At 72.6% G+C, this 11,250-nt stretch carries 11 protein-coding genes and 1 pseudogene; 8 read left to right on the top strand and 4 right to left on the bottom strand.

The genetic code is table 11. The annotated features are described in order from the left end of the window. Nucleotides 1-91: 91 nt before the first annotated feature. Together AB0D04_RS21495 and AB0D04_RS21490 are read right to left on the bottom strand one after the other, a co-directional pair. A pseudogene (locus tag AB0D04_RS21495) lies at nucleotides 92-298 on the bottom strand (hypothetical protein); the annotation flags it as partial. Between the two features lie 40 nt (nucleotides 299-338). After that, a complete protein-coding gene (locus tag AB0D04_RS21490) occupies nucleotides 339-1,634 on the bottom strand; it encodes an inorganic phosphate transporter (protein WP_362705543.1) in 1,296 nt (431 codons plus the stop codon). Nucleotides 1,635-2,273: 639 nt separating this feature from the next. Between AB0D04_RS21490 and AB0D04_RS21485 the strand changes: the two genes are divergently transcribed. The 3 genes from AB0D04_RS21485 to AB0D04_RS21475 all read left to right on the top strand — a co-directional run bounded on the left by AB0D04_RS21485 (nucleotide 2,274) and on the right by AB0D04_RS21475 (nucleotide 5,773). Continuing rightward, the gene (locus tag AB0D04_RS21485; RefSeq protein ID WP_362705540.1) at nucleotides 2,274-2,954 is read left to right on the top strand and encodes a class II aldolase/adducin family protein; all 681 of its coding nucleotides are present in this window, start codon (nucleotides 2,274-2,276) and stop codon (nucleotides 2,952-2,954) included. A gap of 68 nt (nucleotides 2,955-3,022) precedes the next feature. After that, nucleotides 3,023-4,150: a hypothetical protein gene (locus tag AB0D04_RS21480; protein ID WP_362705538.1), complete on the top strand. Its 1,128-nt coding sequence runs from the start codon at nucleotides 3,023-3,025 to the stop codon at nucleotides 4,148-4,150. A gap of 141 nt (nucleotides 4,151-4,291) precedes the next feature. After that, nucleotides 4,292-5,773, top strand: a complete 1,482-nt coding sequence (locus tag AB0D04_RS21475; protein WP_362705535.1) for a hypothetical protein — start codon at nucleotides 4,292-4,294, stop codon at nucleotides 5,771-5,773. A gap of 17 nt (nucleotides 5,774-5,790) precedes the next feature. Here the strand turns inward: AB0D04_RS21475 and AB0D04_RS21470 are convergent, their stop codons facing one another. After that, complete coding sequence (locus tag AB0D04_RS21470) at nucleotides 5,791-6,204, bottom strand: VOC family protein (RefSeq protein WP_362705532.1); 414 nt, start codon at nucleotides 6,202-6,204, stop codon at nucleotides 5,791-5,793. 250 nt (nucleotides 6,205-6,454) lie between these two features. On the opposite strand from AB0D04_RS21470, the gene AB0D04_RS21465 reads away from it, so the two are divergent. The 3 genes from AB0D04_RS21465 to AB0D04_RS21455 all read left to right on the top strand — a co-directional run bounded on the left by AB0D04_RS21465 (nucleotide 6,455) and on the right by AB0D04_RS21455 (nucleotide 9,581). Next, the gene (locus tag AB0D04_RS21465; RefSeq protein WP_362705529.1) at nucleotides 6,455-8,053 is read left to right on the top strand and encodes an ABC-F family ATP-binding cassette domain-containing protein; all 1,599 of its coding nucleotides are present in this window, start codon (nucleotides 6,455-6,457) and stop codon (nucleotides 8,051-8,053) included. Between the two features lie 411 nt (nucleotides 8,054-8,464). Beyond that, nucleotides 8,465-8,686: a helix-turn-helix domain-containing protein gene (locus AB0D04_RS21460; RefSeq protein ID WP_006606369.1), complete on the top strand. Its 222-nt coding sequence runs from the start codon at nucleotides 8,465-8,467 to the stop codon at nucleotides 8,684-8,686. A gap of 115 nt (nucleotides 8,687-8,801) precedes the next feature. Then, nucleotides 8,802-9,581, top strand: a complete 780-nt coding sequence (locus tag AB0D04_RS21455; RefSeq protein WP_362705527.1) for an enoyl-CoA hydratase/isomerase family protein — start codon at nucleotides 8,802-8,804, stop codon at nucleotides 9,579-9,581. Between the two features lie 69 nt (nucleotides 9,582-9,650). On the opposite strand, the gene AB0D04_RS21450 is transcribed toward AB0D04_RS21455, so the two are convergent. After that, nucleotides 9,651-10,364: a hypothetical protein gene (locus AB0D04_RS21450; RefSeq protein ID WP_362705524.1), complete on the bottom strand. Its 714-nt coding sequence runs from the start codon at nucleotides 10,362-10,364 to the stop codon at nucleotides 9,651-9,653. 172 nt (nucleotides 10,365-10,536) lie between these two features. Here AB0D04_RS21450 and AB0D04_RS21445 point away from each other — a divergent pair, with 172 nt between their 5' ends. Further along, nucleotides 10,537-10,995, top strand: a complete 459-nt coding sequence (locus AB0D04_RS21445) for an Asp23/Gls24 family envelope stress response protein (protein ID WP_362705521.1) — start codon at nucleotides 10,537-10,539, stop codon at nucleotides 10,993-10,995. A gap of 54 nt (nucleotides 10,996-11,049) precedes the next feature. Further along, nucleotides 11,050-11,247 (top strand): hypothetical protein, encoded by a 198-nt coding sequence (locus AB0D04_RS21440; RefSeq protein ID WP_362705518.1) that lies wholly within the window; start codon nucleotides 11,050-11,052, stop codon nucleotides 11,245-11,247. The last annotated feature ends 3 nt before the right edge of the window (nucleotides 11,248-11,250 follow it).

The raw sequence follows: 11,250 nt of genomic DNA, 5'->3' as shown, positions 1-11,250 counted from the left end.
CTGCTATCGGCTGACGGTTGAGCTGCCGGTGGGGGCGGCCGACGGTGACCTTGTTGGTGTGGGTGACGGGGTGGGTGGAGTGAGGGACGAGCGCCACGGCCGCCGCGCACAGGGCGAAGGCGGCCAGCGCCCCGGTCCGCGCGCCGGCGCCGGGTCCCACGGCCGTGGCCGTGTCGCCCTCCTGGCCCGGCCGGCGGGACGTACCGACGATGCCGACGGTGAACAGGCCCACGATCCCGACCGTCACCGCGAGAGTGACGCCGAAGACCTGGCCGAGAGCTGCCCAGTCGATGCTCATGTGTTCCGTGTTCCTTACGGGAGGACGGCCTGCGGGACCGCTAGCGGGTGGCGGCCGTAGCGGCCTTTTTACGCGGGGCGGGAGCGGTTGCCGCCGCGGGGGCGTCGGCCTCGGCGGACGGAGCCGGCGTGCCGTCGGTCTCCTCGGGCTCGGCCGCCTGGACCATCTGGCCCGCCGGGGGAGGGGAGACGGTCTGCAGCGCGGCGGTCACCACGCCGACCGGCTCCGCGGCCGGGCCGTCGTTGACATTGGTGTGGTCGATGGGCTTGCGCCGGGAGGCGGCCCAGATCGCGCCGCAGATACCGAGACCGAGGACGGCGACCGCCGCCACGCCCCAGCTGCCCTGCTTCGCCAGGAACGCGGCGCCCGCCGCGACCAGACCGGCCGCCGGCAGCGTCAGACCCCAGGCGAAGACCATCCGCCCGGCCGTCGACCAGCGCACCACGCCGCCCTTGCGGCCCAGGCCCGAACCCATCACGGAGCCGGAGCAGACCTGGGTGGTGGAGAGCGCGAAGCCGAGGTGCGAGGAGGCCAGGATGGTGGCCGCGGCGCCGGTCTGGGCGGCGAAGCCCTGCGGCGGCTGGATGTCGGTGATGCCCTTGCCCATCGTGCGGATGATGCGCCAGCCGCCCAGGTACGTGCCGAGCGCGATGGCCATGCCCGCGGAGGCGATGACCCACAGCGGCGGGTCGGCGTGCGGGGCGACGACCCCGCCGGTGATCAGCGCGAGCGTGATCACACCCATCGTCTTCTGCGCGTCGTTGGTGCCGTGGGCGAGGGAGACCAGGGCGGCCGAGGCGATCTGCCCGGCGCGGTAGCCCTTGGCGGTGTCCGCGGTGTCGCGACCGCGGGTCAGGCGGTAGGTGAGCCGGGTCGCGGCCATCGCGGCGAGACCCGCGACGATCGGTGCGGCCACGGCCGGGATGAGGACCTTCATCACCACGGCGCCGCCGTGCACGCCGCCGGTGCCCACGGACACCAGGGTCGCGCCGATCAGACCGCCGAAGAGGGCGTGGGAGGAACTGGAGGGGAGGCCCGCGAGCCAGGTCAGCAGGTTCCAGACGATCGCGCCGACCAGACCGGCGAAGATCACTTCAGGTCTGATGCCGGCGCTCTCGTCGATGATCCCTCCGGAGATGGTCTTCGCCACCTCCACGGACAGGAAGGCACCGACGAGGTTGAGAACTGCCGACATCGCCACCGCGGTCTTGGGTCGCAATGCCCCGGTGGAGATGGTGGTGGCCATTGCATTGGCCGTGTCGTGGAAGCCGTTCGTAAAGTCGAACACCAAGGCCGTGACGATCACGATCCCGATGAGAAGCGTGATGTGTTCCATTCACCCAGGCAATCAGTTCGATGGGCAGTGTCGCTCGGACCGTACGGAGAGTGGGTGAACGGAAAGTGAACTACGAGGGGCTCGGTAGTGACACCCCCGCAGGGTTCACGGGGAGGTGCCTCCTACGTCACTTCCGCCTCACCCGTTGGCAAACTTGCTGCGCTGCGCCGCCGGGCCGTTCCAGCGGTCCCGGCCGCCCGGCAGCGGGCCCTCATGTGGACGCACCGTGCAGCCGCCCGGCCCTCCGGGAACCGTTGAACTCCCTGCGGAAGTTCGGGTCCCGGAGGTGGGGGATTCGGTGGCCTTCACAGGGACGCGCCGCGCGCCCTTTGCGGGCCGGCGGCGGTCGTGGGTATCAGGCGGGGGTGGGGGAGCGGCGGGTGGTGGTGCATAGGTCCCCTTGAGACTGCTGAGCGGGATTGCTGACGTGCGGAGTCTCAACAACTCATGCCCGACGTTAGCGGTGGACCAACGCAAGACGGTCGATCCTCGGCCAATCACCATCAACTGCGCCAGAATCTCCATTTAGCGGATACCGGACATGCGAGCCCATGCCGTACCGTGCCCCCGCCTGCCCGTACGGTGGCGCGCACCGCAGTTGCCCGTCCGCACGTTGCCGCCACCGCGCCGGAGGACACCATGCACACCCCCACCGCCCGCCCGACGAAGGGCCACCCCGACCGCATCGCCGAGGCCTGGGGCGAGCTGGTCGCCACCGCCCGCCGCACCGTCGCCGACGGCCTGGTCGTCGGCACCTCCGGCAATGTCTCCTGCCGCATCAAGGACCTGATCCTGGTCACCCCCACCGGCGTCCCCTACGACCGGCTCGGCCCCGGCGACACCACCGCCGTCGGCCTCGACGGCGGCCAGGTCATCGGCCACCTGCGCCCCACCAGCGAACTCCCCCTGCACCTGGCGGTCTACCGCGCCACCGCGGCCACCGCCGTCGTCCACACCCACGCCCCGCACGCCACCGCCGTCTCCACCCTCGTCCCCGAGCTGCCGCCGGTCCACTACATGGCCGCGGCCCTCGGCGGCCCGGTCCGGGTCGCCCCCTACGCCCTCTACGGCACCGAGGAACTCGCCGCGAACATGCTCGAGGCGCTGCACGACCGCACCGGCTGCCTCCTCCAGAACCACGGCACCCTCGCCTACGGCGACAGCCTCGACCAGGCCCTGGACCGCACCGCCCAGCTGGAATGGATGTGCCGTGTCTGGCTCGCCGCACGCGCCGTGCCGGGTCACACACCCAGCCTGCTGTCGGACGCCCAGCTCGACGAGGCCCGCGACAAGCTCGGCGGCTACGGCCAGCGCGGCTGACCCGCCCGCCGTCACCCGCCCGTCCCGCCCCGCTGGCCGCACCCGGCGCCCCTTTGCACACTGGAAAGATGCGTCTGGGTACTGCGGCGGCCGCGGCCGCCACGACCGTGATCGGTGCCGGGGCGGCCGCCGTGGCGGTCGGCCGCTACGCCGGCGACATTGCCCTGAAACCGTCCCCCGACCACCCCCTGCCGGGCGACTCCCGTCTCACCGTTCACTCCGCCACCGACGACCTGATCACCCTGACCCGCAGTTTCGCCTCCCTCAGGCCCGGCACATACGGCCTGACCGGCTCCGGCTGCCACGCTGAGATCGGCCCCGTCGTCCGCGGCACCCCGCACCCCGCCGACACGGTCGTCCGCCGCCTGACGCGCGTCACCCACGGCATCCTGAGGCCCGGCGCCCGGATGCGGCTGACCCCGCAGGTGCACATCGGCAACCCCCGCGACGCCCTCGGCGCCGATTGCGCCGACGTCGACATCCCCGGCGAACTCGGTCCCCTCCCCGCATGGTTTGTCCCCGGCGTCCGCGACACCTGGGTGATCACCGCACACGGCCTCGGCACCACCCGCGAACACCCCATGGTCGTCATGCCGTTCCTGCGCCGCCACCGCCTTCCCGTCCTCGACATCGCCTACCGCAACGACCTCGGGGCTCCGGCGACCACCGACGGCATCAACCACCTCGGCGACGCCGAATGGCGCGACCTGGACGCGGCCATCCGCTACGCGGTCCGCTACGGTGCCCACGACGTCGTCCTCCACGGCTGGTCCACCGGCGCCGTCATGGCACTGCGCGCCGCCACCCACTCCGCGCTGCGCGACCGGATCAGCGGCCTCGTCCTGGACTCCCCGGTCCTCGACCGGCACGCCACGGTCCGCGCGCTGGCCGCCGCCCGGGGGGTCCCGCGCGCCCTGCTGCCGCTCGTCGTCCGCGCCGCCGAAGGGATCACCGGGCTGCCCGTCCACCGCCCCGCCGACGCCGTCGACCCGGCCACGCTGACCGTCCCCACGCTCCTCTTCCACGGCCCGGACGACACCCTCGCCCCCTTTGCCGCTTCCCGCGCCTTCGCCGCCCGCCGTCCGGACCTGATCACCCTTCAGGCCGTCCCGCACGCCCCGCACGCCGCGATGTGGAACGCCGACCCGCCCCGTTACGAAGAGGCCCTGCGCCGTTTCCTGACCCCGCTGATGTGACCGGGCGGACCCGGTGACCGGCGGGCGTACAGGGGGACAACTCCCCACATCAGGGATGGGGCGGCGAGGTGACGCGGCCCGGGAAGATCGCAAGCAGGGTTCCGATTGGGCTTTCGGGCCGTCAGCGGCAACACTGCTCCTGTGACGTCCCGTACTCCGCGCGACTCCCGGCTCCGACTCGTCTCCGGTCAACCGATTGCGGCCGCCCGCCGGGCGGTGAGCACCCGGGCCGCCCGCCCGGCGCCCCGACCGCCCGCGGGCACCCCCGCCCCGGCGGAACTGGCCCGGCAGGCCCGCGCCGTCCTGGCCGGCCCGGCCCGGCTGGCCCGCTGGGCCGACGGCCCCGGCGCCACCGGCGCGGGCCTGCGGGCCGGCCCCGACGGAGCCCTCCCGGACGCCGCCGTGGAACGTGCCGCCGCCGACCTGCGGCTGACACCGCACCAGGTCCGCGCCGACTGGGACCGCGCCCGGCTCGCCGGACTCATCGAACTGCACGGCGGCGTCGCCCGCCCCGGCTGGCGGCTGCGCGCCTGGGACCGCGACGACACCGCCGCACTGCGCGGCTGGGTCGCCCTCTTCGACGCCTGGTCGCTGGCCCGCCCCGCCCCGGACGGCGCCGGCCCCGCCATCGTCGCCGAAGTCGTCGAGGCCGTACCGCAGTTGCTCTCCCTGCTGTATCTGTCCGCCGGACCCGTACGGCTGCCCGTCCTGCTGGACATGCTCGAGCAGCGCGTCGCCGAGCTGCGCACAGAACGCTGCGAGGTCCCCTACGGACAGGACCCGGCCGATGCCGACGCAGCGGCGGGCGCCGAGGGGGCGGTGAACGAGGCCGCGGGGGCCTCGCTCGCCGAACTCCTGAACTGGGCGCTCGGCGCACTGACCACGGTGGGCGCAATGGTGCCGCCCGGCGGCCCGCAGGCCGCGGCCCGCAACGGCGCGTACGGCCCGGCCCACGAGCAGGCCTACGACAGTGACGAGGCGCAGCTGACGCCGCTCGGCAACTGGTCGGTGTGGGTCAAGCTGGAGCAGATCTGCGTCGCCGCACAGAGCCCGGCGGGCCATATCGAGCAGTCCGCGGAGGCGATGCTGCGCGGCTGCGCCCGGCTCACCCCGGGACCGGCCCGTACCGAATACCGTGCCTGGCTCGCCGCCCGCGCGGTCGGCGCCGCCGTCGAGGAACTGCTGACCGTGGCGCGCGGCGAGGACGCGCTGCTGCGCGGCCTGGCGTTCGAGGCGCTGCGCGCGGTCGGCGCCCCCGCCGAAGGCGCCGTACGCGCCGCCGCCGACGAGCCGGCCCTGCGCCCGTACGCTCTGCTGTGGCTGGTCGAGCACGAGGGCGGCGACCCGGAGACCGCGCCGGATGTGCTCACCCGCGAGGAGTCGACCTGGCTGTGGGTGGACACCGCGGCGGCCGTGGCGGACCACGGCGAGACCCAACTCCTTGTCCGCCACCTCGACTCGGCGGTCCAGGGGTCCGTGCCGCGCCTCCTGGCGGAAGTACGCGCCGTCGGTCATCCCCGCACCGTCCAGGTGCTGGTCGCCCTGGCCGCGGCGCATCCGGATCCGGCGCTCGCCAAGGCCGTGCGCCGCGCGGCGTTCCAGGTCCACACCGGCGGCGCCTGAGAGGCCGGCCGGACGCCTCATGACGGGGCGCCCGGCCGGTATGTCCCGAAGCTCCAGATGTTGCCCTCGCCGTCCCGGGCCATGTAGTCGCGCGATCCGTACTCCTGGTCCGTGGGCGGCATCAGGATCTCCGCGCCCGCCGCCTCGGCCCGCGCGAAGTGCGCGTCGGTGTCCTCGACCACGACATACACAGCGGCCGGCCCGGCATCCTCCATCGCCGCGTCGAACACGCCCCCGCGCCCCTTGGAGCCCAGCATCACCCGGCCGTTCCCGTACGACAGCTCGGCATGCATCACCGTGCCGCCCTCGCCCTCGTGCACCGCCTCCTCGCGGAACCCGAACGCCTCCGTCAGCAGCCGGATCGCGGCCCGCGCGTCGCGGTAGAGCACCGCCGGGTAGATCGTGGGCGCACCCGCCGTCGAGCTCGTCATCACCCTCACCATCCCTCTCGCTTCGGTGGATTGCCTCGATGCACTGAGACCTGCATCACAGTCTCGCAGCGGGGTCTGACAATGCCTCGGAGACCGGCCGTGACCTGCGGATACCGTTCAGGGGGAAAAGCGGTTGCGCGGCACCGTTAGACTGCCTGTATGGCAGTTCTCCTTTGGGTTCATTAGACGGCGCTGACCGCTCTCGGACCGTCCGTCCAACCCGCCGTCTTCCTGCCCTGGAGTTTTTTCCGTGATCACCGCCTCCGGCCTTGAGCTGCGTGCCGGCGCCCGAATCCTTATCGAGTCCGCTTCCTTCCGCATCGCCAAGGGCGACCGCATCGGCCTGGTCGGCCGTAACGGCGCCGGCAAGACCACCCTCACCAAGGTGCTTGCGGGCGAGGGCATCCCCGCCGCCGGCACGGTCACCCGCGGCGGCGAGGTCGGCTATCTGCCGCAGGACCCGCGCACCGGCGACCTGGACGTGCTGGCCCGCGACCGCATCCTCTCCGCCCGCGATCTGGACTCCGTGCTGCGCAAGATGCGGGAGAACGAGGACCGGATGGCCAACGGCAAGGGCGCCACCCGCGAAAAGGCGATGAGGAAGTACGAGCGCCTGGAGACCGAGTTCCTGACCAAGGGCGGGTACGCCGCCGAGGCGGAGGCCGCGACCATCGCCGCCAGCCTCGGCCTGCCCGACCGCATTCTCGGCCAGCCCCTCCATACGCTCTCCGGCGGTCAGCGCCGCCGCGTCGAGCTGGCCCGGATCCTCTTCTCGGACTCCGACACCCTGCTCCTGGACGAGCCGACCAACCACCTCGACGCCGACTCGATCGTCTGGCTGCGCGACTACCTCAAGACCTACCGCGGCGGCTTCATCGTGATCTCGCACGACGTGGACCTGGTCGAGACCGTCGTCAACAAGGTGTTCTACCTGGACGCCAACCGGTCGGGGATCGACATCTACAACATGGGCTGGAAGCTCTACCAGCAGCAGCGCGAGGCCGATGAAAAGCGCCGCAAGCGCGAGCGCGCCAATGCCGAGAAGAAGGCCGCGGCGCTCAACTCCCAGGCCGACAAGATGCGGGCCAAGGCCACCAAGACCGTCGCCGCGCAGAACATGGCCAAGCGCGCCGACAAGCTGCTCGCCGGCCTGGAGGCGGTGCGCGCCTCCGACAAGGTCGCCAAGCTGCGCTTCCCGGACCCGGCGCCGTGCGGCAAGACGCCGCTCACCGCCGAGGGACTGTCGAAGTCCTACGGCTCCCTGGAGATCTTCACCGACGTCGACCTGGCCATCGACAAGGGCTCACGGGTCGTCATCCTGGGTCTCAACGGCGCGGGCAAGACCACCCTGCTGCGGCTGCTCGCGGGCGTCGAGCAGCCGGACACCGGCGAGGTCCGCCCCGGCCACGGCCTCAAGCTCGGCTACTACGCCCAGGAGCACGAGACCCTGGACCCGGACCGTACGGTCCTGGAGAACATGCGCTCGGCCGCCCCGGACATGGACCTGGTCGCCATCCGCAAGACGCTGGGCTCCTTCCTCTTCTCGGGCGACGACGTCGACAAGCCCGCCGGGGTCCTCTCCGGCGGCGAGAAGACCCGCCTCGCCCTGGCCACGCTGGTGGTCTCCTCCGCCAACGTCCTGCTGCTCGACGAGCCCACCAACAACCTCGACCCGGCCAGCCGCGAGGAGATCCTCGGCGCGCTGCACACCTTCACCGGCGCGGTGGTCCTGGTGTCGCACGACGAGGGCGCGGTGGACGCGCTGGAGCCGGAGCGGATCATCCTGCTGCCCGACGGCGTCGAGGACCTGTGGGGCCAGGACTACGCGGACCTGGTCGCGCTGGCCTGATCGGCCCGGCGCGGCCTCCCGATCACGGCCGTCCTGGTGCGCCGATAGCGCTGCAGCCGTCGCGATCACGGCGGATGGATCATGCGGTCTGGATCATTCGGCCTACGCGTGATCCATCATCTGCGTGAGAACGGCTCGTACATCGGCGAGCCTGCGCGGTACGGCCGGGCCCCGGCGGGCCCGGCCGTCACCTTTTCGGCTGTATAGCCGGTCCTCCTCCCTGACCTGCCGTTTTGCGAAGAATCCGGCGCGCGGATCGCCTCCCGGGCGGGCGGAATCTGAAATTCCGGGCGGGGCGGCGGCGGATCGGGCGGCAATTCATGTCGTACCGACCTTGCGGAATGGGTGGCCAGGAAGCCGGGGAGGGGTGATCATGAGAGTCCAGAGCGCACTTCCCACGAGGAGGCACGGGTGGCCGAGACTCTGAAGAAGGGCAGCCGGGTAACCGGCGCCGCGCGCGAGAAGCTCGCGGCAGACCTGAAGAAGAAGTACGACTCCGGAGCGAGCATCCGGGCGCTGGCCGAAGAAACCGGTCGCTCCTATGGATTCGTGCACCGGATGCTCAGCGAATCCGGTGTGGTCCTGCGCGGTCGAGGCGGAGCCACCAGGGGCAAGAAGGCCGCTTCGGCCTGACGCCCGCGACTCCGGGTGGCAACGGTTGTCCCCCCGGCCGATCGAGCAGTCGGCCGGGAGGTTACCGTTCAGTCACTTACGCACGCAGGTGCGGTCGGCTGACCCGGAGGCGCTCATGACTCTGCTCGACAAAGACGGTGTGCGGCTCACCGTGGACGACACCATCGCCACGGTGACCCTCGCCAACGGGGCCAAGCGCAATGCGCAGTCGCCGGCCATGTGGCGGGCGCTGGCCGAGGCGGGTTCGCTGCTGCCGGGAAATGTACGGATCGTGGTGCTGCGCGGCGAGGGCAAGTCCTTCTCCGCGGGTCTTGACCGGCAGGCGTTCACGCCCGAGGGGTTCGACGGTGAGCCGTCGTTCCTCGATCTGGCGCGCGGTGCGGACAGCGAACTGGACGCCACGATTGCCGAGTACCAGGAGGCGTTCACCTGGTGGCGGCGCACGGACCTGGTGTCCATCGCCGCCGTACAGGGGCACGCCATCGGTGCGGGCTTCCAGCTCGCCCTCGCCTGCGATCTGCGGGTCGTCGCCGAGGACGTGCAGTTCGCCATGCGCGAGACCAGCCTGGGCCTGGTCCCCGACCTGACCGGCACGCATCCCCTGGTCGGGCTGGTGGGTTACGCCCGTGCACTGGAGATCTGCGCCACCGGTCGGTTTGTGCACGCCCAGGAGGCCGAGCGGGTGGGCCTCGCCAACCTGGTGGTGCCCGGCGAGGAGCTCGACGGCGCGGTGGCCGACCTGGCGGCCGCGCTGATTGCCGCGCCGCGGGACGCCGTCATCGAGACCAAGGCCCTGCTGGCCGGGGCCGCGGGCCGTACGTACGAGGAACAGCGCACCGCGGAGCGGGCAGCCCAGGCGCGCCGGCTGCGCGATCTCGCCGGGCTGGGGGAGTAGCCCCGACGGCGGTACGGAACCGGGCGGCGCCCGGTCGGCGGACGTCGTGAGCGTCCGGCGGCCGGGCGCTCATCCGTTGTGGGCGACCGCGGTGACCAGTACCGCGACCGTCTCCGGGGCGTCCGGAGCGGCCGCCACCGCGGCGCGTACCGCCCGTGCGACGTCCAGTGCGCGGTGGCCGGCCGCCGTCGCCAGCTGGACGAGGGCGTGGCCGTCGTCCAGCCGCAGCGGGCGGGACAGCCCGCCGAGCGCGGGGGCGAGGCGGGCGACGCCCGGGACGCTCCGGACGATGGCGGCGATGCCTTCCGGGCTGTCCTGGGAGGATCCCGTACGGCCGTCCGGCGCGTCGGCGCTCTCCGGGGGCGCCGGCGTCGCGGGGGCCCCGCCCGTTTCCAGGAGCCCGCTGACCCGTAGATCCACCGGGCCCACCACCAGCCCCAGTTCCCGGTCCGCCGCCTCGAGCAGGGCCGCGCGGAGCCGGTCCGCGGTGTCCGGCAGCGGACGGTCGGCGGGTGCGGCGAAGTCCGCCGTGATGCGCAGCGGGCCCGGCGGGAGCGCGCTCGGGGGCGGCGGAACGGCCGGTTCCGGGGCGGTGTCGGGGTCCGCGACGGCCAGCCGCAGGGCGCCGAGGAGGGCCCCGGCCGGTGTGCCGACGGCCGCCCGCAGCACCCCGACCGCCGCCCGCTCGATGATCCATGAGCCGTCCGCGGGCCCGCCCAGCGGCAGCACCCGGCCGATGCCGAGCTGCTGCCGTACTGCCGGCGCCAACTGGTTCGCGGCCACCGCGTCACCCCTTTTCCGGACGGTGCCTCCAGCCTGCCCCAGTCCGGGGCGTACGGGCGGGTGGTGCGGCGCACGACGCCGTATGGAGCACTCCCCTGCCGCATACCGGGGCAAGCCGGTGAAAGCCGACCTACTGTGGAACTCCGATCCTCTCCGAAAGGGACGAACGGCGATGAGCGAGAGCCAGCAGATGTCGGACAGCCCGAAGACGCCGCTCAAGCGGGGCGGCGGCGACCCCGGCTCCCGTGGGCGTACCACCATCGCCGATGGCGTCGTGGAGAAGATCGCCGGGGTGGCGGCCCGCGATGTGGTGGGTGTCCATGCCATGGGCAGCGGCCTCGCCCGGACCCTGGGAGCCGTACGGGAGAGGGTGCCCGGCGGCGGCAAATCGTCCGCGACGCGCGGAGTGAAGGCCGAGGTCGGCGAAGTGCAGACCGCGCTGGACCTGGAGATCGTGGTGGATTACGGCGTCTCCATCGCCGATATCGCCCGCGCCGTCCGCGAGAACGTCATCTCCGCCGTGGAGCGGATGACGAGCCTGGAGGTCGTCGAGGTCAATATCGCGGTCAGCGACGTCAAGCTGCCCGATGAGGAAGACGAAGAGGAACAATCGGAGCCGCGCATCCAGTAACGGGGCCCGGCGCAGCAGCGGGGCCCGTCCGGAGTGGCAGCGAAGGAGCGCACGATGAGCATGGCCGTGGTCGGCCTTCTGGCAGGCATGGCGCTGGGCTTCGCCGGATACTTCGGCGGGTTCGGAGCATTTGTCGTGGTGGCGGCCCTGGGCGCCATCGGGTTCGTGGCCGGCAGATTCCTGGACGGGGATCTGGAGGCCGGCGATTTCTTCCGTACGCGGACCGGTGACCGCGACAGCCGGCGGCGGTGAGGC

The organism is Streptomyces sp. NPDC048483 (genome assembly GCF_040651455.1).
In the GTDB taxonomy this organism is placed as follows: Bacteria; Actinomycetota; Actinomycetes; order Streptomycetales; family Streptomycetaceae; genus Streptomyces.
This window is presented reverse-complemented; position numbering and strand designations above follow the sequence as displayed.

Coding starts and splice junctions, on each gene's coding strand:
- AB0D04_RS21490 (WP_362705543.1), bottom strand. CDS start 1,634: ATGGAACACATCACGCTTCTCATCGGGATCGTGATCGTCACGGCCTTG.
- AB0D04_RS21485 (WP_362705540.1), top strand. CDS start 2,274: ATGCACACCCCCACCGCCCGCCCGACGAAGGGCCACCCCGACCGCATC.
- AB0D04_RS21480 (WP_362705538.1), top strand. CDS start 3,023: ATGCGTCTGGGTACTGCGGCGGCCGCGGCCGCCACGACCGTGATCGGT.
- AB0D04_RS21470 (WP_362705532.1), bottom strand. CDS start 6,204: ATGACGAGCTCGACGGCGGGTGCGCCCACGATCTACCCGGCGGTGCTC.
- AB0D04_RS21455 (WP_362705527.1), top strand. CDS start 8,802: ATGACTCTGCTCGACAAAGACGGTGTGCGGCTCACCGTGGACGACACC.
- AB0D04_RS21445 (WP_362705521.1), top strand. CDS start 10,537: ATGAGCGAGAGCCAGCAGATGTCGGACAGCCCGAAGACGCCGCTCAAG.
- AB0D04_RS21440 (WP_362705518.1), top strand. CDS start 11,050: ATGAGCATGGCCGTGGTCGGCCTTCTGGCAGGCATGGCGCTGGGCTTC.